This window comes from Ramlibacter montanisoli, assembly GCF_013087525.1.
Lineage (GTDB): Bacteria > Pseudomonadota > Gammaproteobacteria > Burkholderiales > Burkholderiaceae_C > Ramlibacter > Ramlibacter montanisoli.
In genome coordinates this window covers 57,335-76,003 of the sequence record NZ_JABFCS010000002.1, presented here as the reverse complement: position 1 = coordinate 76,003, position 18,669 = coordinate 57,335, and the positions used below count along the sequence as shown (strand labels likewise).

The window sequence follows — 18,669 nt, the reverse complement described above, 5'->3', positions numbered from 1 at the left end:
TTCCTTTACGACTGCAGGCATTCTATGAACTTGGGCATCTCGGGCAAATGGGCGCTGGTCTGCGGCGCGAGCAAGGGGCTGGGCTTCGGCTGCGCGCAGGCACTGGCGCGTGAAGGAGTTCACGTCGTGATCGTCGCGCGCACCGCCGACTCCCTCAATGCGGCGGCGGACAAGCTGCGCGCCGACCCGGAGGTGCCCAAGGGCACGCAGGTCGAAGCCATCGCCGCGGACATCGCCACGCCCGAAGGCCGCGCCAAGGTCTTCGCCTTCCGCAAGGACTTCGACATCCTGGTCAACAACGCCGGCGGCCCGCCGCCCGGCAACTTCCGCGATTGGAGCCGCGAGGACTGGCTCAAGGCGATCGACGCCAACATGCTTGCGCCCATCGAGCTGATCAAGTCCTTGGTGGACGGCATGGCGCAGCGCGGCTTCGGCCGCGTGGTCAACATCACCTCGGGCGCGGTGAAGGCGCCGATCGGCACGCTGGGCCTGTCCAACGGCGCGCGCAGCGGCCTCACGGGCTTCGTCGCGGGCCTCGCGCGCGAGACCAAGCTGGCCTCCGCCAACGTGACCATCAACAACCTGATGCCGGGCGCCTTCGACACCGACCGCCTGCGTGGCAACTTCGCGGGCCTGGCCCAGAAGACCGGCCAGTCCGTGGAGCAGATCGTCGATGCGCGCAAGAAAGGCGTGCCCGCGCAGCGCTTCGGCACCTCGGAGGAATTCGGCGCGATCTGCGCCTTCCTGTGCAGCCAGCAGGCGGCCTACATCGTCGGCCAGAACGTGCTGGTCGACGGCGGCGCCTTCCCGGGCACCTTCTGAGCGGGATACGGGCCGGCCCTGCGGCCCGCGTTCAGTCCACCCCGCAGGCCGCGATGTAGCGCGCCTCGTTCTCCAGCACGTGCGTCTCCAGCATGCGGCAGGCGCCCTCGAGGTCGCCGCGCTCGAGCGCGCGCACCAGCACCTCGTGGCTGTCCACCATGTTGCTGATCGGCGAGCGCTGGCGCAGGGCAGTGAGCTGGAAGCGGATCAGTTCGTAGGCGGCGCGCAGGTAGGGATTGGGGCAGCACGCCAGCAGCTCGAAGTGGAAGTTCATGTCCAGCCGTGACAGCGGCGCCAGGTCGCCGCTGCGTTCGGCCACTTCCATCTCCGCGACCAGGCGCTTGAGGCCCTGCAGCAGTTCCTTGCGGTGCGTGGCGTAGGCCTCGCGCAGCGCCGCCACCTCGATCATGGCGCGGTAGCGGCACAACTGGCCGACCTGTTCCGGCGTCAGGCGGAACACGAAGGTGCCGCGCTGCGGCTGGATCTCCACCAGCCCTTCCATCTTCAGCCGCACCAGTGCCTCGCGGATCGGCGTCTTGCTGATGCCCATGCGCGCCGCCAACTGTGCTTCGGACACCTGCTGGCCCAGCTTGAGTTCACCCGCGACGATGCCTTCGCGCAGGCGTTCGTACGCCAAGTCCGTCAGAAGCTGCGGCCGTTCGACGAGGAGGGGTGCATTCATAGGTTCATGGCCTAGGGTTTCTTCGGATGCCAGATCTGAGATATTAGATACGATCCGCGACCATCCGACAACTGGAGCGCGTGATGGAAAACCCCGAGCAGCCGCAGGCGCCGGCGGGAAGGTGGGAGCAGCTGTTCCTCTCGGCCAACCGCTGGGTGCTGATCCTGCTGCTGGCGGCGATGGCCACCCTGGTCATCGCCAACGTGATTTCGCGCTACGTGTTCCTGCACTCCTTCACCTGGGTGGAAGAGGCCTCGCGCTACCTGATGATCTGGACCGCCTTCCTCGGGGCCGGCCTGGCGCTGCGCGTCGGCGGCCACATCGCCGTGGACACGCTGCCGGCGGCGCTGCCGCCCAAGGGCGCGCGCTGGCTGCGCTCGCTGCTGGTGGCGGTGGTCGGCCTGACGCTGGTGGTGCTGGCCTGGCTGGGCGTGGAGTACGCCATGTTCGGCTGGGAACAGGAGACGCCGGTGCTGGGCTGGTCCTTCGGCATGGTCTACCTCGCCATCCCGATCGGTGCCGCGCTGATGCTCGCGCACCTGGTGCTGGTGGCGCGCCGCTGGATCACGACCGGCGAGTGGGAACACATCGACGGCTTCGATCCGCAGGCGCTGTGAGGAAGCGGCATCCATGAGCGCGGTCCTCACCTTCTGCTTCCTCGGGATGATGATCCTGGGGGCGCCGATCGCCTTCGCGATGCTGATCGCGGGGCTGGCGGCGGTCTGGATGAAACCGGGCATGACGCCCCTGGTGGTGATCCAGAACATGTTCAGCGGCCTCGACAGCTTCCCGCTGCTGGCCATCCCCTTCTTCATCCTCGCGGCCGAACTGATGTCCGGCGGCGCGCTGACCGACGTGCTGCTGCACCTGGCCGCGCGCCTGGTGGGACGCCGGCGCGGCGGCCTGGGCCACGCCAACATCCTCACGCTGACCTTCTTCTCCGGCATCAGCGGCTCGGCGCTGGCGGATGCGGCGGGACCGGGCGCGATGCTGATCAAGATGATGCGCAAGGCCGGCTACAGCGACGCCTACGCCGCCGCGCTGACCGCCTCGGTGGCGATCGTCGGGCCGATCATCCCGCCCTCGATCATCATGATCATCTACGCGCTGACCGACAACAGCGTCACCATCACCGGCCTGTTCCTGGCCGGCGTGGTGCCGGGCCTGCTGATCGCGGGATCGCTGGCCGTCGTCAACCACATGGTCAGCGTGAAGCGGAACTACCGCTCGAGCGAGGACCTGATCGACCGCACGCCGATCCTGCGGCTGGTGCTGCGCGCGCTGCCGGCGCTGGTGCTGCCCTTCATCATCCTGGGCGGCATCCACTTCGGCGTGTTCACGCCGACCGAGGCCTCCGCCGCCGCCGTGCTCTACGCGCTGCTGGTCGGACGCTTCGTGTACGGCACGCTGCGCTTCGACATGCTGCCGGCCATCCTGTTCCGCACGGCGCTGATGACGGCGTCGATCATGTTCATCGTCGCGGCATCCGCGGTGCTGGCCTGGGTGCTGACGGTGGGACAGATCCCGCAGACGGTCACCTCCTGGGTGGCCAGCCTGCAGCTGTCGCCGGTGGCGCTGCTGCTGGCGATCAACGTGCTGCTGCTGCTGGTGGGCATCTTCATCGAGCCGCTGCCGGGCGTGATGATCATGGTGCCCATCCTGGCGCCGCTGGCCGACGCCGCCGGCCTGAACCCGCTGCACTTCGCGATCGTGGTGATCGTGAACCTCACGCTCGGGATGATCACGCCGCCGGTGGGCGGCCTCCTCTTCGTCACCTCCATCGTCTCCGGCGTGCCCATGGGCCGCATGGTGCGCGAGGCGCGGCCCATGCTGGTCGCGCTGCTGGTGGTGCTGGGACTCCTCACTTTCTTCCCCGCGTTGTCGACATGGCTGCCGGGCCTGATGGGCTACAGGAACTAAGCCTGCACTATTTCTACAGGAGACGATCCATGAACTCGAAACGTTTGACGCTCGCGGCCATGGCGGCCATCGCGTGCGCCGCCTTCACCGCACTGCCCGCGCACGCGCAGAAGGTGATCAAGTACGCGCACTTCCAGCCGGCCAAGGCCGACCAGCCCAAGCACGTCGCCGCTCAGGCCTTCAAGGAGCACGTGGAGAAGGCCAGCAACGGCTCGCTGAAGGTCGAGATCTACCCGGCCGGCCAGCTGGGCACCGCGCAGCAGATGATGGAAGGCCTGCGCCTGGGCACCGTGGAACTGGCGGTCGTGCACGACGGCGGCATCCCCGGCGTCTACAAGACCTTCAACATCTTCGGCCTGCCCTACCTGTTCAACGACCACGCCCACGCCTACCGCGTGCTGGAAGGCCAGTTCGGCAAGGACCTGGCCGAGGACATGCGCAAGAAGACCGGCATCAAGCTGATGGCCTACGCCGACAACGGCATCCGCCACTTCACCAACTCCAAGCGCCCGATCAAGACGCCCGAGGACATGAAGGGCCTGAAGATGCGCGTGCAGCCCAGCCCGGTGTTCGTGAAGCTGGTCGAATCGCTTGGCGGCAGTCCCACGGCGATCGACTGGGGCGAGCTGCCCGCCGCGCTGGCGCAAGGCACGGCGGACGGCCAGGAGAACGGCGTGACCAACATCCTCGCGGCCAGCCTGTTCCAGCACCAGAAGCACGTGACGCTGGACGGCCACGTCTACAGCCTGCACGCCTACCTGGTCAGCGACCGCTTCTACAACGGCCTGACCGCCGCCGAGAAGAAGGCCGTGGACGAGGGCGTGCAGAAGGCCAAGAAGATCCACAACGACATGACGCGCGAGCAGGACCTGTCGGCCAAGAAGGTGCTGAGCGAGAAGGGCATGACCGTCACCGAGCTGACGCCGGCCGAAGTGGACCGCTTCCGCAAGATGTCGCAGCCGGCCGTGAAGGCCTACCTGGATGCCGACGTCAGCAAGGAGTGGACCGAGAAGCTGCTCAAGGCGGCCGACAGCACCCGCAAGTGAGCATGCAGGCGCAGGCAGCCGCGGCGACGCTGCGCGTCGTCGCGCTGGACGACGGCTACGCCGCGTACGACCAGGAAGAGGCGCTGATGGCCGAGGCCGGCGCGCGCTTCGAGCTGCGCCCCTGCCGCCGCGACACGGCGGCGGCGGCGCAGTCGGTGCGCGGCGCCGACATCGTGCTGGTGCGCGAGTCGCCGGTGCCGCGCGAGGTGATAGCCGCCATGGACCGCTGCCGGGCGATCATCCGCTACGGCATCGGCGTGGACAACATCGACATGGCGGCGGCGCGCGAGCGCCGCATCGCCGTGGCCAACGTGCCGGACTACGGCATCGACGAGGTGAGCAGCCAGGCGGTGGCGCTGGCGCTGGCGGTGGTGCGCCGCATCCAGCTGCACGACGCCGAAGTGCGGTCCGGCCGCTGGTCCACCGGCGTGCTGAAACCCATGTACCGCCTGCGCGGGCGCACGCTGGGCCTGGTGGGCTATGGCCGCATCGCCCGCATGACGCAGGAGAAGCTCGCCGGATTCGGCTTCGGCCGCATCCTGGTGAACGACCCGCATGCACAGCTGCCGCCGGGCACCGAAGCAGCCAGCGTCGACGAGATCTGCCGCGAAGCCGACCTGATTTCCCTGCACGCGCCGATGAAGCCGGAGACGCGGCACCTGATCGACGAGCGCCGCCTCGCGCTGATGCGTCCCACCGCCATTCTGGTGAACACGGCGCGCGGCGGGCTGGTGGACATCGAAGCGCTGTACCGCGCGCTGGCCTCCGGCCGCATCCTGGGCGCGGGGCTGGACGTGTTCGAGCACGAGCCGCCGGACCCGAAGCACCCGCTGTTCGCGCTGGACAACGTGGTGGTGACCAACCACATCGGCTGGTACAGCGAGGAAGCGATGCGCGAGCTGCAGCTGAAGACGGCGCAGGAAGCGGTGCGCGTGCTGCGCGGCGAACCCCCAAGCACTGGCTGAACCGCTGGTGAAGATTTTCCGAATGGAGCGAAGAATGAAAGAACTGATCGCAGGATTCCAGACCGTGGCCGTGGCCTCCGTGGCCGACGCGGTGGACAAGGTGTGCGGCAAGCGCGGCTACATGCACAGCAGCATCAAGCCCCGCATCAACGACAAGCGCGTGGTGGGCCCGGCGGCCACCGTGCTGGAAGCGGCCACCGACGAATTCCTGCCGCCGACGCACGCGCTGGACCTGATCGACGAGGCGCCGGCGGGCAGCGTGATCGTGATCTCGATCGCCGGCGGCGAGTCCGAAGTGGCGGTGTGGGGCGGCCTGATGACCGCGGGCGCCTACGCCAACGGCCACGCCGGTGCCATCCTCGACGGCGGCGTGCGCGACATCCCGGAGATCCGCCGCGACTACGACTTCCCGGTGTTCGCCCGTTCGGTGAGCCCTGGCACCACGCTGGGCCGCTACAAGACGGTCGCCTCGCAGGTGCCGGTGGAAGTCGGTGGCATCATCGTGCATCCCGGCGACCTGATCGTTGCCGACATCGACGGCGTGGTGGTGGTGCCCAAGGACAAGGCGGCCGAGGTGCTGGCCATGGCCGTCGAGATCGACGCCCGCGAGCTGGAGCAGGCCAAGCTGATCGTGGCGGAGAAGTCGCTGCGCAAGGGACTCGCCAAGTACGGCCGCATTTGAAGGAGGAATCGCCGGTGCAGACCGACATCCTGGCCCTGGGCGAGCCCATGGTCGAATTCAACCAGACCGGCGAAGGCGGCGGCCGGATGTACCTGCAGGGCTTCGGCGGCGACACCTCCAACGCGGCCATCGCGGCCGCCCGCCAGGGCGCGCAGGTGGGCTACCTCTCCGCGGTCGGCGACGACGTCTATGGCCGCATGCTGCGCGAACTGTGGCAGCGCGAGGGCGTGGACCATGCCGGCGTGCGGACCGACGCGGAGGCCTTCACCGCCGCCTACTTCGTGACGCACGACGCGCAGGGCCACCATTTCAGCTTCTTCCGCAAGGGCTCGGCGGCCAGCCGCATGAAGCCGCAGGACCTGCCGCGCGAGCGCATCGCGTCCGCGCGCGTGCTGCACCTTTCCGGCATCTCCGCGGCGATCTCCGACAGCGCCTGCGACACCTGCTTCGCGGCGGTGGACATCGCCCGCACCGCCGGCGTGCAGGTGTCCTTCGACACCAACCTGCGCCTGAAGCTGTGGCCGATCGCCCGCGCGCGCGCCGTGATGCGCGAGCTCATCCGCCTGAGCGACATCTGCCTGCCCAGCATGGAGGACGTGCAGGCGATCAGCGGGCTGCAGGCGCCCGAGGCGCTGCTCGACTTCTGCCTCCAGCTGGGCGCGAAGGTGGTCGCGCTCAAGATGGGCGCGCAGGGCGCGCTGGTCACCGACGGCAAGCAGCGCTGGCAGCTGCCGCCGCACCGCTGCACGCCGGTGGACGCCACCGGCGCGGGCGACACCTTCGGCGGCGCGCTGCTGGCGCGCCTGGTCGCCGGCGATGCGCTGCGCGACGCGGCCCGCTACGCGGTGGTGGCGGCGGCATTGTCCACCGAAGGCTATGGTGCGGTGGAACCGATCCCGCGCGCCGAACAGGTCCGCGCAGCACTGAAGGAATATCCCGCATGAACGCGCACGCGAGCTACGCGCCTGGCCTGTTCGCCGGCCGCCAGGTGCTGGTGGTGGGCGGTACTTCCGGCATCGGTGCCGGCATCGCCGCCGCCTTCCGGCAGGCCGGCGCGCAGGTGCAGGTGACGGGTGCCACGCGTGCCGACGTTCAAGGCGCGGCAGCCGACGAGACCCTGGCCGGATGCACGCACGTTGAACTCGACGTGCGCGACGACGCGGCCGTGCGCGCCTGCGTGGACGCACTGCCGCGCCTCGACGTGCTGGTCAACTGCGCCGGCATCCTGCGGCGCGGCGACGAGCTGGACCCCGCGGTGTTCGCGCAGGTCGTGGACATCAACCTCAACGGCAGCATGCGCGCCTGCGCGGCCGCGCGCGCCAAGCTCAAGGCCGGCGGCGGCGGCTGCATCGTCAACACCGCGTCCATGCTCAGCTTCTTCGGCGGCGGCCTGGTGCCCGGTTACTCGGCGAGCAAGGGCGGCGTCGCGCAGATGACCAAGTCGCTGGCGATCGCCTATGCGGCCGACGGCATCCGCGTCAACGCCATCGCGCCCGGCTGGATCGCCACGCGCCTGACCGGTGCGCTGCAGGAGGACCCGGCGCGCAGCCAGGCGATCCTCGGGCGCACGCCGCTGGCGCGCTGGGGCCGGCCGGAGGACGTGGCCGGTGCCGTGCTGTTCCTCGCCTCGCCGGCCGCCGGCTTCGTCACCGGCGTGGTGCTGCCGGTCGACGGCGGCTACCTCGTTTCCTGAAAGGACCTGCGCATGATCTTCCAGCTTCCCGGCATCCGCCCCGAGATCGCCGAGCAGGCCATTCCCGAGGACGAGCGCGTCTGGGTGCCGCAGGCCAAGGACGTGTGGTTCCGCCCGCTGCTGCTCAACACCGTGACCGGCAGCTGGTGCAACCTGCTGCGCGTGCGCAAGTCGGGCGTGCTCTCGCGGCACATCCATCCCTCGTGGGTGACGGGCCTGGTGCTCAAGGGCGCCTGGCGCTACCTGGAGCACGACTGGGTCGCGCGCGAGGGCTCCTTCGTGTACGAGCCACCCGGCGAGATCCACACGCTGGTGGTGGACGAGGCGAGCGGCGCGCAGGAGATGATCACCTTCTTCAACATCCACGGTGCCATGGTGTACGTGGACGAGAAGGGCGCGGTCACCGGCTACGAGGACGTGCACTCCAAGATCGACCTGTGCCGCCGGCATTACGAGGCCTGCGGCCTGGGTGCCGCCTTCGTCGACCAGTACATCCGCTGAAGCGCGCGTCCGGCGGTGCCCGGCGGGCAAGCGCAGGAATCCGCGGTTCAGCGTTTCGACGAAACGAGGATTCCGCCCACGATGAGCACGAAGGCCGCTGCATGGTAGAGCTGCGGCGGTTCGCCGAGGAATGCAGCGGAGAACAAGGCTGCGAACAGCGGCGTGAGGTTGGAGAAGAAGCCCGCGATGTTGGGCCCACGCGTTGCACGCCGAGTCCCCACGCGCGGTACGCGACGATCGCCGGCCCGACCGCGATGTACACCAGCGCGAGCAGCAGCGGCACCCCCCACTGGATGGCCTGCGTGCCCACCGCCGACTCGGTCGCTGCGAACATGCCCGACCACGCGAGCCCGGGCACCAGCTGCGCCATCAGGAACGCTGCCCAGTCGCGGCGCACTTCGGGTGCGTCGCCCGGCCGCGTGAGCAGCCAGCTGTACAGCGCCCAGGCGGCGGTGGCCAGCAGCATGTAGAGGTCGCCGGCGACGAAACGCACCTGCGCGAGGTGCGCGGGCTCGCCGCGCGCCAGCACGACCAGAACGCCGGCGATCGACAGCACCGCGCCCACGAGCTGCCGCTGCGTGATGCGCTGGTGGAAGAAGGCCGCGCCCAGTCCGAGCATGAAGGCGGGCATGCTGGAACCCACCAGCGTGACGTTGACCGGCGTCGAGGTCTTCACCGCGAGGTACTGCAGCGCGTTGTAGCAGCCCACGCCCAGCAGGCCCAGCACTGCGTAGCGGCGCATGCCGGCCCAGACCGGGCTGTCGGCGCGCAGCACCCGCCACGCCAGCGGCAGCAGCAGGAGGAAGGCGAGCGCCCAGCGCAGGAAGTTGAGCGTGAGCGGCGGCACCAGCGGCGCCACCAGCCGGCCGACGACGGCATTGCCCGCCCAGAGCACCGGTGGCAGCGTGAGGAGCAGGGCGGTGGAGAAGGTGAGGCGCTGGTTCATCGCTGCAGCGGGCGACTGTAGCCGAGGGCCGCGCCTGTCCCTGCCGGGGCGGGACCGGCGGATTCGTGGCACGATGCGCGGCATTCCCAGGTCACAGCAACAGGAGACTCACGTGAGCAAAGCGGTCCAGATCCGCCAGCATGGCGGCCCCGAGCAGATGGAACTGGCGGACGTGCAGGTGGGCGATCCCGGCCCCGGCGAGATCCGCATCCGCCACAAGGCCGTCGGCCTGAACTTCATCGACGTGTACCACCGCACCGGCCTGTACCAGCTGCCGATGCCGGCGACGCTGGGCATGGAAGGCTCCGGCATCGTCGAGGCCGTGGGCCAGGGCGTCACGCACCTGAAGGCCGGCGACCGCGCCGCCTATGCCAGCCAGCCGCCCGGCTCCTACTCCGAAGTGCGGGTGATGCCGGCCAAGACCGTGTGCAAGCTGCCCGATGCGATCGACTTCGACACCGGCGCCGCCATGATGCTCAAGGGCCTGACGGCGCAGTACCTGCTCAAGCGCACGCAGCCCCAGGGTGGCCTGAAGGAAGGCGACTTCGTGCTGTTCCATGCGGCGGCCGGCGGCGTCGGCCTGATCGCCGTGCAGTGGGCCAAGGCCATGGGCCTGCGCCTGATCGGCACGGCCGGCAGCGACGAGAAATGCCAGCTGGCCAAGTCGCTCGGCGCCGAGTTCATGGTGAACTACAGCAAGGAAGACTTCAAGGACAAGGTCAAGGAGATCACCGGCGGCAAGGGCGTGAAGGTGGTGTACGACTCGGTCGGCAAGGACACCTGGGACAAGTCGCTGGACTGCCTGTCGCCCTTCGGCCTGATGGCCAGCTTCGGCAATGCCTCCGGTCCGGTGCCGCCGTTCGCCCCCGGCATCCTGGGCGTGAAGGGTTCGCTCTACGTCACGCGCCAGACACTGTTCACGCACATCGCCACGCGCGAGGCCACGCAGCAGATGGCGGACGACCTGTTCGCCGCCGTCACCAGCGGCAAGGTGAAGATCCGCATCGACCAGAAGTTCCCGCTGGCGCAGGTGCGCGAGGCGCACCAGGCGCTGGAAGCGCGCAAGACCACCGGCTGCACCATCCTCACCCTGTGACCCGCCTGCAGCCGGCGCCCGCCTGGCGCGACCGGCTGCGCGCGGCGGCGCACGCGCCGCCGCTGCGTCCGCGCGTGCCCCTGTGGTGCGCCGGCGAGCGCATCGGCTCGGTCGAGCCCGACCTGTTCGGGCGCGCCGGCCTGGCAGCCGGCGCCGTGCTGCGCGCGGACGCGGCACGTGGCGGCTGGATGCTGGAGGGCGAACCCACGGCCTCGCTGGCGCACATCGCCGAAGTGCTGCGCGACACGGGCCTGGCCCACGCCTGGCGCGACGAACAGCTGGCGGTGCGCGGCGACGGCGGCACGCTGGTCGGCACGGTCGAACGCGCGGCGGTGCGCCCGCTGGGGATCGCAACGCATGCGGTGCACCTCACGGCCGTGGACGATGCGGGACAGGTCTGGCTGCAGCAGCGCGCCTTCGACAAGCCGACCGACCCGGGACTGTGGGACACGCTGGTGGGCGGCATGGTGCCGGCCAGCGACAGCGTCGAACAGGCGCTGGAACGCGAGACCTGGGAAGAGGCCGGGCTGCGCGTGCCGCAGTTGCGCGAACTGCGCCATGGCGGACGGGTCACCACGCAGCGGCCCTTCGCCGAGCTCGCACACGGTTACGTGGTCGAGGCCCTGGACTGGTACGCTGCAAGGCTGCCGGCGGGCGTGGTGCCCGCCAACCAGGACGGCGAGGTCGCCGGCTTCCGCGTGATGGCGGCCGACGAGCTCACGCAAAGGCTGGAGGCCGGCGAGTTCACCGTCGACGCGGCGCTGATCCTGCTGGCCGCGTACGGGGCGTGATCGGCGCTCCTGAGTTGCCCTTTCCTACAGCAGCATGGCTTGGCCGCTTTCAGCACCGCTGACGTGCCGAACCTAGAGTCCTGTCCCATGAGGCGGCCCTGAGGCCGTCCCCTGCACCCTGGAGAAGCAGCAATGACGTTTCGCGCCTACATCGTCGAGGACAGCTCGACGATCCGGGACAACCTCATCGAAACCCTGAAGGAGCTCGCGCAGGTCGAGCCCGTCGGCACCACCGAATCGGAGCACGAGGCGAAGCGCTGGCTGTGCCACAACGAGTGGGACCTCGCGGTGATCGACCTGTTCCTGCGCGAAGGCAGCGGCATGAACGTGCTGGACGCCTGCCGCAAGCGCAAGGCCGGGCAGAAGGTGGTGGTGCTCAGCAACCATTCCTCGCGCGACGTGCGCTGGCGCTGCATGCAGCTGGGCGCGGACGCGGTGTTCGACAAGTCGACCGAGCTGGAGATGCTGGTGGACTATTGCGCGCGCCTGAAGGGCGAACGCGCGGGCGGCCAGGCGCCGGCCGCGGCGGCTACAACGCCCGCGACGGTTCTTCCGGCAACACCTGCCTGAAGCGGGTGGGCGACAGCGCCCCGGCCGAATCCAGGATGGGATAGGCGATCGAGCAGATGTGCGAGTTGATCCGCTTGAGGTCGCTGATCAGGTCGAGGTGCAGCGAGCTGGTCTCGATGCTCTGCACGGTGTTCTCGGTCAGGCGCGTCAGGTGCGTGCCCGCATAGGCGCGCTCCAGGTCGCGGAAGCGCGCCTTTTCCTCCAGCAGCTTCTGCGCGTCGCGCACCGAGCCGTTGAGGAACACGCTCATGCCCAGCCGCAGGTTGTCCACCAGGCGCGCATGCAGCTCGCAGATCTCCGCCATGCCGGCGTCGGAGAAGTTGCGCCCCTTCTTGATCTTCTTGTCCTCGATGTCCAGCAGCACGCGCTCGATGATGTCGCCGATCTGCTCCATGTTGATCGTGAAGCTGATGATGTCCGTCCAGCGCTTGCTTTCCTCCTCGCCCAGCGCCTCGCGTGAGATCTTGGTCAGGTAGTACTTGATCGCGGAATAGAGCTGGTCGACCGTGTCGTCCATGCGCCGCAACTCCTCGGCCAGGCGCAGGTCGTTGTCCTTGATCACGCGCAGCATGCCCAGCAGCATGGTCTCCACGATGTCGGCCTGGTGCAGCGCTTCGCGTGCGGCATTGGAGATCGCCAGCGAGGGCGTGGCCAGTGCCGACGGGTCCAGGTGGTGCGGCCGGCCGGCGACCATGTTGCGGTCCGGCTTGGGCAGCCACTGCTCGACCCAGCGCGCGACGATGTGGGTGAAGGCCAGGAAGATCAGCGCGATCAGCACGTTGAACACCAGGTGGTACAGCACCACCACCGTCGCGGGCTCGGGCAGGTAGGGCTTGAGCGTGCGGATCCAGAAGGCGGCGAAGGGCGCGGCCATGATCACGCCGACGATCTTGAACACCAGGTTGCCGATCGGCACCTGCCGCACTTCGACGCTGGACTTGGCGGTGGCCAGCACGCCGAGCAGGCCGCTGCCGAGGTTGGCGCCCAGCGTCAGGCCGAGCGCGACGTCCAGCGGGATGGCGCCGGAGGCGGCGAGCGTGGCCGTGAGCAGCACGATGGCCAGGCTGGAATAGGCGATGACGGCCAGCACCGCGCCGACCGTGATCTCCAGCAGGATGTCGCTGGAGAGGGTCAGCAGCAGCGCCTGCACCGCCGGGGACTTGACCATGATGGCGGTCGACTCCGACACCAGCCGCAGCGCCAGCAGCATCAGCCCCAGGCCGATCAGCACGCGGCCGAAGCGCCCGAGCGGCGTGGCCTGGCGCGTGATGAACAGCACCACGCCGACGAAGATGAACAGGGGCGACAGCCAGGACAGGTCGAAGGAGAACACCACCGTCATCAGGCTGGTGCCGACGTCGGCCCCCAGCATGACGGCCAGCGCCGTGGGCAGGGCCACCAGGCCCTGGCCGACGAAGGAGGAGACGATCAGCGCGGTGGCGGTGCTGGACTGCACCAGGGCCGTGACCCCGAGTCCGGCCATGGCGGCGGCCGGGCGGGTGTCGATGCTGCGCGCGAGGACCTGCCGCAGGTTGCCGCCGAAGACCCGGAGGATGCCGGTGCGAACGAGATACGTGCCCCAGACCAGCAGCGCCACGGCTGCCAGCAGGTTCAGCAGATGCTTCATGTTTGAAACAATGATACGCCGCACCCCGGCCTTGGGGGCTCAGGGTCAATCCCGTCAGCGGCGCGGGAAGCCCTCCCGCTGCGCCGGAACAACGGTCAGCGGGAACGCCGCACGCGCAGCAGCTCGTCGAGCACCAGGCAGACGGCGCCGACGGTGATGCCGGCGTCGGCCACGTTGAAGGCCGGGAAGTACCAGCCGCCCCAGTGGAACTGCAGGAAGTCCACCACGTAGCCGTGCAGCAGGCGGTCGATCACGTTGCCTACGGCGCCGCCCAGGATGCAGGCCAGGGCGAAGGAGAACAGCTTCTGCCCCGGGTGGGTGCGCAGCAGGTACACGATGAAGACCGTCGCCGCCACCCCGATGCCGGTGAACAGCCAGCGCTGCCAGCCCGATGCCGCCGCCAGGAAGGAGAAGGCGGCCCCGGTGTTGTGCGCCCGCACGAGGTTAAAGAAGGGCGTGATGTAGGTCGAATCGCCGTGCTTGTAGTGCCCCAGGATCAATACTTTCGTGAGCTGGTCGACGATCAGGATGATCAGGGCCAGGCCCAGCCAGGGCAGCATGCTGCCCGTGGCCGAACCGCGCAGGGAGAGGGTGTCGCCGCGGGCCATCAGGCGTGCACCCGCGCTTCGCCGGCGCCGAACAGGTTGCTCACGCAGCGGCCGCACAGCGCCGGATGGGCGGCGTCGCTGCCGACGTCGTCGCGCCAGTGCCAGCAGCGGTCGCACTTCTGGCCCTGCGACGCCTCGACCCCGATGGACAAGTCGCCGTCAGCCAGGGGAACAGGGTCCAAAGCAACTTTAGACGTAATGAAGACAAACTTCAGGTCGTCGCCCAGCGACTGCAGCAAGGCCAAGTCCTTGGCGTTGGCCCGCACGGCCAGATTGGCCTGCAATGACGAGCCCACTTTCCCTTCTGCTCTCAAGTCCTCGATGAACTTGTTGGCAACGTTCCGGATCTCGCGGATGCGGTTCCACTTGGCCAGCAGCGCGGCGTCCGGGCCGCCGATCTCGGCGTACTCCTCCAGGAAGATCGAGTCGGAGCCGCCGAACACCTTCCACGCTTCTTCCGCGGTGAAGCTGAGGAAAGGCGCCATCCAGCGCAGCATGGCGTGCGTGATGTTCCATAGGACCGTCTGCGCGCTGCGGCGGGCGTGCGACTTGGGCGCCGTCGTGTAAAGACGGTCCTTGAGCACGTCAAGGTAGAAGGCGCCGAGGTCTTCGGAGCAGTACACCTGCAGCTTGGCCACCACCGGGTGGAACTCGTACACCTCGTAGTGCGCCAGCACCTCCGCCTGGAACTCGGCGGCGCGCGACAGGGCGTAGCGGTCGATCTCCAGCAGTTCCGACTGCGGCACCGCGTCCTTGGCGGGATCGAAGTCGCTGACGTTGGCCAGCAGGAAGCGCAGCGTGTTGCGGATGCGGCGGTAGGCGTCCACCACGCGGGCGAGGATCTTGTCGTCGCCGGCGATGTCGCCCGAGTAGTCGGAGGCCGCCACCCACAGGCGGATGATCTCGGCGCCCAGCTTGCCGCTGACCTGCTGCGGCTCGATGCCGTTGCCCAGCGACTTGCTCATCTTGCGGCCCTGGCTGTCCACCGTGAAGCCGTGCGTGAGCAGGCCGCGGTAGGGCGCGCGGCCGTACATGGCGGCGGCGGTGAGCAGCGAGGAGTGGAACCAGCCGCGGTGCTGGTCGTGCCCTTCCAGGTAGAGATCGGCCTCCGGGCCGTTCTCGTGCGCGGCACCCGCGTGCGAGCCCTTGAGCACCGTGGTGTGCGTCGTGCCCGAGTCGAACCAGACTTCCAGGATGTCCTGGCTCTTGGTGTACTGGGGCGCGTCGGCCGCGGCACCGACCTTGGCCAGGATCTCCTCCGTGGAGGCCTTGCTCCAGGCTTCGATGCCGCCCGCATCCACCATGCCGGCGGCGACGTCGAGGATCTCCATCGTCTTCGGATGCAGCTCGCCCGAGTCCTTGTGCAGGAAGAAGGGCAGGGGCACGCCCCAGCTGCGCTGGCGGCTGATGCACCAGTCGGGCCGGCCGGCGATCATGTCGCGCAGGCGCGCCTTGCCGTTCTCCGGATAGAAGCTGGTGTCCTCGATCGCGCGCAGCGCCATGTTGCGCAGCGTCTCGGGCGCCTTGTCCCTGGTGAACACGCCCTCGCCCTCGTCGCGGATGAACCACTGGGCGGCGGCGCGGTAGATCACCGGCGTCTTGTGGCGCCAGCAGTGCGGGTAGCTGTGGGTGATGTTCTCGGTGGTGAACAGCCGGCCCGCCTTGTCCAGCGTGTCGATGATGTGCGGCACGGCCTTCCAGATGTTCTCGCCGCCGAACAGGGCGAAGTCCTTCGCGTAGGCGCCGTTGCCCTGCACCGGGTTGAGGATGTCGTCGTACTTCATCCCGTGCGCGACGCAGCTGTTGAAGTCGTCCAGGCCGTAGGCAGGCGAGGAGTGCACGATGCCGGTGCCGTCTTCGGCGGTGGCGTAGTCGGCCAGGTAGATGGGCGAGAGGCGCCGGTAGCCCGGGTCGACGTCGTACAGCGGATGGCGGAACTCCAGGCCGCCGAGGTTCTTGCCCTCGGTGGTGGCCAACACCTTGCCCTCCAGCTTGTAGCGCGCCAGCGCCTTCTCCACCAGCACCTCGGCCAGGATCAGCTTGCCGCGCGGCGTGCGTGTCGACCAGCGCGTAGACGATCTCCGGGTTGAGGTTCAGTGCCTGGTTGGCGGGGATGGTCCAGGCGGTGGTGGTCCAGATGACCGCGAAGACGTCTTCGCTCCCTCCCCCTCCGGGGAGGGCTGGGGTGGGGGCGCTACCCCGAATGCCGCGTACACCTTCGCCGCATCGTTCGCCTTGAACCCGACATCCAGCGTCTGCGACTTCTTGTCCGCGTACTCGATCTCGAATTCCGCCAGCGACGAACCGCAGTCGAAGCACCAGTACACGGGCTTCAGCCCGCGGTACACGAAGCCGCGCTCGACCACGCGCTTGAAGGCGCGGATCTCGTCGGCCTCGTTGGAGAAGTCCATCGTCTTGTAGGGATGGTCCCAGTCGCCCAGCACGCCCAGGCGCTTGAAGTCGGCCATCTGGATGCCGATCTGCTCGGTGGCGAAGGCGCGGCTTTTCGCCTGCATCTCGTCGCGCGGCAGGTTGCGGCCGAACTTCTTCTCGATCGCGTTCTCGATCGGCAGGCCGTGGCAGTCCCAGCCCGGCACGTAGGCCGCGTCCAGCCCCTTGAGCTGGCGCGACTTGACGATCATGTCCTTGAGGATCTTGTTGACCGCGTGCCCCATGTGGATCTGGCCGTTCGCATAGGGCGGGCCGTCGTGCAGGATGAACTTCTGCCGGCCGGCGCGCGCCACGCGCAGGCGCTTGTACAGGCCCTGGTCCTCCCACTCCTTGACCCAGCCCGGCTCGCGCTTGGGCAGGTCGCCGCGCATGGGGAAGGGCGTGTCGGGCAGGTTGAGGGTGGCGCGGTAGTCGGTCTTGTCGGTCATGGAAAGCCTCGGACGGCGGAAAGTGTCATGCCGGGCCTGACCCGGCATCCACGCTCGTGGAGCGTGGGATGGGTTGCGGGGCCAGCCCGCAATGACATGCCGTCGCTAAATTCGGTCGCGCGTGGTCTGCCGCCGGGTTTCGGCGTGCGTGGAGGCGAAGAAGGCCCGCGCCGCGTCGTCGCAGTCGCGCGCGATGCCCGCCTTCAGGGCATCGAGACCGTCGTAGCGCAGCTCGTCGTGCAGTTTGTGCAGCAGTTCCACGCGGATGATTTTACCGTACGCCCCCTCCTCGCCGAGGCTGGCCGGCCATTGCAGGCAATGGGTCTCCAGCAGCACCCGCCCGCCGTTGACGTCGGTCGGATCCAGCGAGGGCCGGATGCCCAGGTTGGCGACGCCCTCCAGCGGGCCGCCCTCCAGCCCGTGGACCATCACGGCGAAGATGCCGCTGGCCGCCGGCTTCCAGTGGGCGAAGCGCAGGTTCAGGGTCTTGAAGCCCAGCGTGCGACCGAGCTTGCGGCCGTGGACCACGTGGCCGCTGATCGAGTACGGCCGGCCGAGCAGGGCGGCGGTGCCGGCCATGTCGCCGCGGGCCAGGGCCTCCCGGACCGCAGAGCTCGACACGCGCAGGCCGTGGACCTCGTAGCTGTTCATCCGGGCCACGTCGAAGCCCATGCGGCTGCTGGCCGAATCCAGCATGGCGTAGTCGCCGGCGCGCCTGGCGCCGAAGCGGAAATCGTCCCCGACCAGCATGTATTTCGCCCCCAGGCCCTGCACCAGCACCTCCGAGATGAAGGATTCCGGCTGCTGGCCCGACAGGCGCGCGTCGAACTTGAGGATCACGCACTGGTCCACGCCGCACTTGCGCAGCTCGGTGAGCTTGTCGCGCAGGGTGGCGATCCGGGCGGGCGCGAGCTCCGGCTTGCGGTGCAGGGCGGCGAAATAGTCGCGCGGATGCGGCTCGAAGGTGAGCACGCAGCTGGGCACGCCCCGGTGGCGGGCCTCGTTGTTCAGCAGCGCCAGCATGGCCTGGTGGCCCCGGTGCACGCCGTCGAAGTTGCCGATCGTGACCGCGCAGGCCTTGGCGATCTGGGGGTGGTGGAAGCCGCGCAGGATCTGCATCTGGGGTGATATCTTTTTGATAGCAGTGGGGGTCCGTTGGACGGCGCCAACGCACGCATGGCCTGCTACAAGCGGGTCACGAAAACACGGTATATTGTCTCTCACGCCTGGCTAATGGCGCTGTCGGTCTGTTCGTCGTTGAATGGAGGCGCGTTTTGAAGGTCTTGAAGCTGTCCGCCCAGGGGCTTCCACAGTCGTGGATCTCGCTGGAGCAGGCCGTGCTGCACTATGCCGCCGACCAGGTGCGCTGGGAGGCCGGGGCGGACGTTGCCGTGTTCCGCGGGGGCGTCAATGCCGCCAGCGGGCTGCAGTCGATCATCACGGTCAACAGCATCATCGGCACCAAGGGCGTGCCGAACATCAACCCCTTCGAGCTGAAACCGGGCTTGACCAACGGCAAGCTGTTCGCCCGCGACCGGAACGTGTGCGCCTACTGCGGCGACGATTTCCACGAGGAAGAACTCACGCGCGAGCACATCATCCCCTTCGCCCAGAACGGCAAGGACCACTGGATGAACGTGGTGACGGCCTGCCGGGCCTGCAACCACCGCAAGGGCAGCCGCACGCCGGAACAGGCGGGCATGTCGCTGCTGTACGCCCCCTACGTGCCCAGCCTGTGGGAGGACTTCATCCTGCGCAACCGCCGCATCCTGGCGGACCAGATGGAATTCCTGATGGCGCACCTGCCAAAGAATTCACGCTTGCACGACGCGTAGCGGCGC

General features: G+C 68.7%; 17 protein-coding genes and 2 pseudogenes. 13 read left to right on the top strand and 6 right to left on the bottom strand.

What is annotated here, in order from left to right; all coding sequences use genetic code 11:
- The first annotated feature begins 24 nt into the window (after window positions 1-24).
- Window positions 25-822 carry an SDR family oxidoreductase gene (locus HK415_RS22610; RefSeq protein WP_171563662.1) on the top strand — a complete coding sequence of 266 codons (798 nt, stop codon included), beginning with the start codon at window positions 25-27 and terminating at the stop codon, window positions 820-822.
- Window positions 823-853: 31 nt separating this feature from the next.
- Here the strand turns inward: HK415_RS22610 and HK415_RS22605 are convergent, their stop codons facing one another.
- On the bottom strand, window positions 854-1,504 hold the full coding sequence (locus HK415_RS22605; protein ID WP_171563661.1) for a GntR family transcriptional regulator: 651 nt from the start codon (window positions 1,502-1,504) through the stop codon (window positions 854-856).
- An 83-nt stretch (window positions 1,505-1,587) separates the two neighbouring features.
- Between HK415_RS22605 and HK415_RS22600 the strand changes: the two genes are divergently transcribed.
- From HK415_RS22600 to HK415_RS22565, 8 genes are read left to right on the top strand one after another with little or no spacing between them, the layout of a single operon-like run.
- Window positions 1,588-2,121: a TRAP transporter small permease gene (locus HK415_RS22600; RefSeq protein ID WP_171563660.1), complete on the top strand. Its 534-nt coding sequence runs from the start codon at window positions 1,588-1,590 to the stop codon at window positions 2,119-2,121.
- Between the two features lie 13 nt (window positions 2,122-2,134).
- Window positions 2,135-3,424 (top strand): TRAP transporter large permease, encoded by a 1,290-nt coding sequence (locus tag HK415_RS22595; protein WP_171563659.1) that lies wholly within the window; start codon window positions 2,135-2,137, stop codon window positions 3,422-3,424.
- Window positions 3,425-3,453: 29 nt separating this feature from the next.
- Entirely contained in the window at window positions 3,454-4,470 is a 1,017-nt protein-coding gene (locus tag HK415_RS22590; RefSeq protein ID WP_171563658.1) for a TRAP transporter substrate-binding protein, read from the top strand.
- Between the two features lie 2 nt (window positions 4,471-4,472).
- The gene (locus HK415_RS22585; RefSeq protein WP_171563657.1) at window positions 4,473-5,435 is read left to right on the top strand and encodes a C-terminal binding protein; all 963 of its coding nucleotides are present in this window, start codon (window positions 4,473-4,475) and stop codon (window positions 5,433-5,435) included.
- A 34-nt stretch (window positions 5,436-5,469) separates the two neighbouring features.
- Entirely contained in the window at window positions 5,470-6,117 is a 648-nt protein-coding gene (locus HK415_RS22580) for an RraA family protein (protein ID WP_171563656.1), read from the top strand.
- 14 nt (window positions 6,118-6,131) lie between these two features.
- Window positions 6,132-7,061, top strand: coding sequence for a sugar kinase (locus HK415_RS22575; protein ID WP_171563655.1), 930 nt, complete (start codon window positions 6,132-6,134; stop codon window positions 7,059-7,061).
- A complete protein-coding gene (locus tag HK415_RS22570; protein WP_171563654.1) occupies window positions 7,058-7,810 on the top strand; it encodes an SDR family NAD(P)-dependent oxidoreductase in 753 nt (250 codons plus the stop codon). The genes HK415_RS22575 and HK415_RS22570 overlap by 4 nt, the downstream gene beginning before the upstream one ends.
- Window positions 7,811-7,822: 12 nt before the next feature.
- Window positions 7,823-8,311: a 2,4'-dihydroxyacetophenone dioxygenase family protein gene (locus tag HK415_RS22565; protein ID WP_171563653.1), complete on the top strand. Its 489-nt coding sequence runs from the start codon at window positions 7,823-7,825 to the stop codon at window positions 8,309-8,311.
- 47 nt (window positions 8,312-8,358) lie between these two features.
- Here HK415_RS22565 and HK415_RS22560 read toward each other — a convergent pair.
- A pseudogene (locus tag HK415_RS22560) lies at window positions 8,359-9,257 on the bottom strand (DMT family transporter).
- 112 nt (window positions 9,258-9,369) lie between these two features.
- Here HK415_RS22560 and HK415_RS22555 point away from each other — a divergent pair.
- The 3 genes from HK415_RS22555 (at window position 9,370) to HK415_RS22545 (ending at window position 11,714) form a co-directional block, all read left to right on the top strand.
- On the top strand, window positions 9,370-10,353 hold the full coding sequence (locus tag HK415_RS22555; protein WP_171563652.1) for a quinone oxidoreductase family protein: 984 nt from the start codon (window positions 9,370-9,372) through the stop codon (window positions 10,351-10,353).
- Window positions 10,350-11,144 (top strand): NUDIX hydrolase, encoded by a 795-nt coding sequence (locus tag HK415_RS22550; protein ID WP_171563651.1) that lies wholly within the window; start codon window positions 10,350-10,352, stop codon window positions 11,142-11,144. The genes HK415_RS22555 and HK415_RS22550 overlap by 4 nt, the downstream gene beginning before the upstream one ends.
- Before the next feature lie 132 nt (window positions 11,145-11,276).
- A complete protein-coding gene (locus HK415_RS22545; protein WP_171563650.1) occupies window positions 11,277-11,714 on the top strand; it encodes a response regulator in 438 nt (145 codons plus the stop codon).
- On the opposite strand, the gene HK415_RS22540 is transcribed toward HK415_RS22545, so the two are convergent.
- The 4 genes and pseudogenes from HK415_RS22540 to HK415_RS22525 all read right to left on the bottom strand — a co-directional run bounded on the left by HK415_RS22540 (window position 11,674) and on the right by HK415_RS22525 (window position 17,947).
- Complete coding sequence (locus HK415_RS22540; RefSeq protein ID WP_171563649.1) at window positions 11,674-13,341, bottom strand: Na/Pi cotransporter family protein; 1,668 nt, start codon at window positions 13,339-13,341, stop codon at window positions 11,674-11,676. The genes HK415_RS22545 and HK415_RS22540 overlap by 41 nt on opposite strands.
- 95 nt (window positions 13,342-13,436) lie before the next feature.
- A complete protein-coding gene (lspA, locus tag HK415_RS22535; RefSeq protein ID WP_171563648.1) occupies window positions 13,437-13,949 on the bottom strand; it encodes a signal peptidase II in 513 nt (170 codons plus the stop codon).
- Window positions 13,949-16,828 (bottom strand): annotated as a pseudogene (gene ileS, locus HK415_RS22530) (isoleucine--tRNA ligase). Before ileS ends, lspA begins: the two are co-directional and overlap by 1 nt.
- A 105-nt stretch (window positions 16,829-16,933) precedes the next feature.
- Window positions 16,934-17,947, bottom strand: a complete 1,014-nt coding sequence (locus HK415_RS22525; RefSeq protein WP_171563647.1) for a bifunctional riboflavin kinase/FAD synthetase — start codon at window positions 17,945-17,947, stop codon at window positions 16,934-16,936.
- A 155-nt stretch (window positions 17,948-18,102) separates the two neighbouring features.
- Here HK415_RS22525 and HK415_RS22520 point away from each other — a divergent pair, with 155 nt between their 5' ends.
- Window positions 18,103-18,663 (top strand): HNH endonuclease, encoded by a 561-nt coding sequence (locus HK415_RS22520; RefSeq protein ID WP_171563646.1) that lies wholly within the window; start codon window positions 18,103-18,105, stop codon window positions 18,661-18,663.
- Window positions 18,664-18,669 lie beyond the last annotated feature (6 nt).

Excerpts from the sequence above, each read along its gene's own strand:
- HK415_RS22610 (WP_171563662.1), top strand. The coding sequence starts at position 25 with ATGAACTTGGGCATCTCGGGCAAATGGGCGCTGGTCTGCGGCGCGAGC.
- HK415_RS22605 (WP_171563661.1), bottom strand. The coding sequence starts at position 1,504 with ATGAATGCACCCCTCCTCGTCGAACGGCCGCAGCTTCTGACGGACTTG.
- HK415_RS22600 (WP_171563660.1), top strand. The coding sequence starts at position 1,588 with ATGGAAAACCCCGAGCAGCCGCAGGCGCCGGCGGGAAGGTGGGAGCAG.
- HK415_RS22595 (WP_171563659.1), top strand. The coding sequence starts at position 2,135 with ATGAGCGCGGTCCTCACCTTCTGCTTCCTCGGGATGATGATCCTGGGG.
- HK415_RS22590 (WP_171563658.1), top strand. The coding sequence starts at position 3,454 with ATGAACTCGAAACGTTTGACGCTCGCGGCCATGGCGGCCATCGCGTGC.
- HK415_RS22585 (WP_171563657.1), top strand. The coding sequence starts at position 4,473 with ATGCAGGCGCAGGCAGCCGCGGCGACGCTGCGCGTCGTCGCGCTGGAC.
- HK415_RS22580 (WP_171563656.1), top strand. The coding sequence starts at position 5,470 with ATGAAAGAACTGATCGCAGGATTCCAGACCGTGGCCGTGGCCTCCGTG.
- HK415_RS22570 (WP_171563654.1), top strand. The coding sequence starts at position 7,058 with ATGAACGCGCACGCGAGCTACGCGCCTGGCCTGTTCGCCGGCCGCCAG.
- HK415_RS22565 (WP_171563653.1), top strand. The coding sequence starts at position 7,823 with ATGATCTTCCAGCTTCCCGGCATCCGCCCCGAGATCGCCGAGCAGGCC.
- HK415_RS22545 (WP_171563650.1), top strand. The coding sequence starts at position 11,277 with ATGACGTTTCGCGCCTACATCGTCGAGGACAGCTCGACGATCCGGGAC.
- HK415_RS22540 (WP_171563649.1), bottom strand. The coding sequence starts at position 13,341 with ATGAAGCATCTGCTGAACCTGCTGGCAGCCGTGGCGCTGCTGGTCTGG.
- lspA (WP_171563648.1), bottom strand. The coding sequence starts at position 13,949 with ATGGCCCGCGGCGACACCCTCTCCCTGCGCGGTTCGGCCACGGGCAGC.
- HK415_RS22525 (WP_171563647.1), bottom strand. The coding sequence starts at position 17,947 with ATGCAGATCCTGCGCGGCTTCCACCACCCCCAGATCGCCAAGGCCTGC.